Source organism: Pseudovibrio flavus (assembly GCF_009711345.1).
GTDB classification, from domain to species: Bacteria; Pseudomonadota; Alphaproteobacteria; order Rhizobiales; family Stappiaceae; genus Pseudovibrio; species Pseudovibrio flavus.
In genome coordinates, this window is record NZ_SMMA01000025.1 from 1 (window position 1) to 1677 (window position 1677).

1 protein-coding gene is annotated in these 1677 nt (G+C 47.5%); it reads right to left on the reverse strand.

Going from position 1 to position 1677, the window contains the following annotated elements; translation table 11 throughout:
• A partial coding sequence (locus E1162_RS00090; protein WP_155125407.1) for a hypothetical protein occupies positions 1 to 1482 on the reverse strand: 1482 nt, incomplete at its 3' end.
• Positions 1483 to 1677: the final 195 nt, after the last annotated feature.

Genomic DNA, 1677 nt, shown 5'->3' on the forward strand with positions numbered 1-1677 from the left:
GGCGTTTTCGGTTTTGTTGATCAAGGTGATCTTGTCGCCGACGACTAATTGAGTGTCGGTAGATACGCTTGCGATTTTTATCTTGGATTGCACATTGTTCTGATTGCCTTGAACAGGCTGAAAATCTACAGCAGAACCCGCGGTTAGCATCGTATCTCCAGCGGCAATATCAGGGGAAATGAAGAAATTATAGCTCTCAAAATATGCAGCCGTTTTTCCGGCTTCGAGAACAAGTTTACTATGCAGCTCTAAGTTATTTCCGCTGATTAGATCAGTTGAGCCTATATCGGCTTCTTTGTAACCTCCAAAAAGGTTACCCATAAAGCTACCGCCCTTAATGGTCACCGTATTTTGGGTAGCGGAGCCATTGTTCGCGTAACCACCCACAACATCGCCTTGCACTAAACCGCCGGAGATGGAGACAGAGTTTTCGCTGGCGTTGCCCGCGTCACTGAAACCGCCATAGACGGACGCGCCGATGCTGCCATCCTCTATGGAAACCATGTTTCCGTTAGCGTTGCCTGCCTTTGCCTTGCCGCCAAAAAGTGAGGATGAAATTGAGGTCCGCTCTCCGCTAACGCTTACGGAGTTGAAGGTGTAGTCTCCTTGTCCATCGCTTGAGCTGTAGGCGCCTCCAAAGACAGAACCAACAATTGATGCCCCATCTGAAATTTCGACAGTATTGAGAGTTGTAAGGCCAGAGCCGGCGCTTGCTCCCCCCATGACATCGCCGGTTGTAACTGTACCACTTCCGGAAATTTTGACGGTGTTATTGGCTGCGTCTCCTTGGGTTTTTGAACTTCCTCCAACAATGTTTCCTTTGGTTTTGGCTCCCGAGGTAACCTCAACACTATTGAAGTTAGCTGAACCTGCGCCTCTGGAATCTTGCGTCTCGCCGCCTATAAGGTAGCCTGTTACCGTTGTTCCGTTGCCAGAAACAACAACACTATTATGTTCAGCGTTTGCCAAGCTACCTGAGGAGGTGAAGCCGCCAACAATTGTGTATCCCGATGCGCCTACAGTTGCACCATCGAGGATAAATACCTTGTTATTGTCCGCGCCTACGTATGAGTTTGCGCCATATACTGATCGTTCAACATGGGTACCTGATCCTGAGATCGTCACAGTGTTTTCGCTGGCGGTTCCTTTGCTTCTGCTATTGGTCGTGTGTCCACCAAACACGTTGACTGTAACGTGGGCACCATCTGTGATGATAACTTTGTTCTCGGTTAGGCTCCCGTTTCCAATAGACCGTCCTCCGACGACGGAACCATCAACCACGGTGGAGCTTCCGGAAATTTTTACGCTATTATTACTGATAGTTGCATCAGAGCTGGATGTTGCAGCAATGATGTCTCCTTTGGTCGTCCCGCTAGAGATCGTTATATGATTATTACTTTCCGCAAGGGTGCTTCCCGAGTGTAAAAGTAGAATTGTGCTGGCAAAGTATTTTATGAATTTTTGCACGTGGAACGTATTCATGGAGTTCGTGCCTGAATTAGAAAATAGTTGTTATGAAGTTACTTTGTTATGTTAGATCAGGGCATTGATCATTCCATTGCTAACTAAATCTGGATTCATAATCTCAGGAGGAGGAATAAGGGGCCAAAGCCTCTCAGATCCTAAAAGGTTATTTGCACAGCTGCATTGGCGGCAAGGCCATCTCTTACCCCCGTA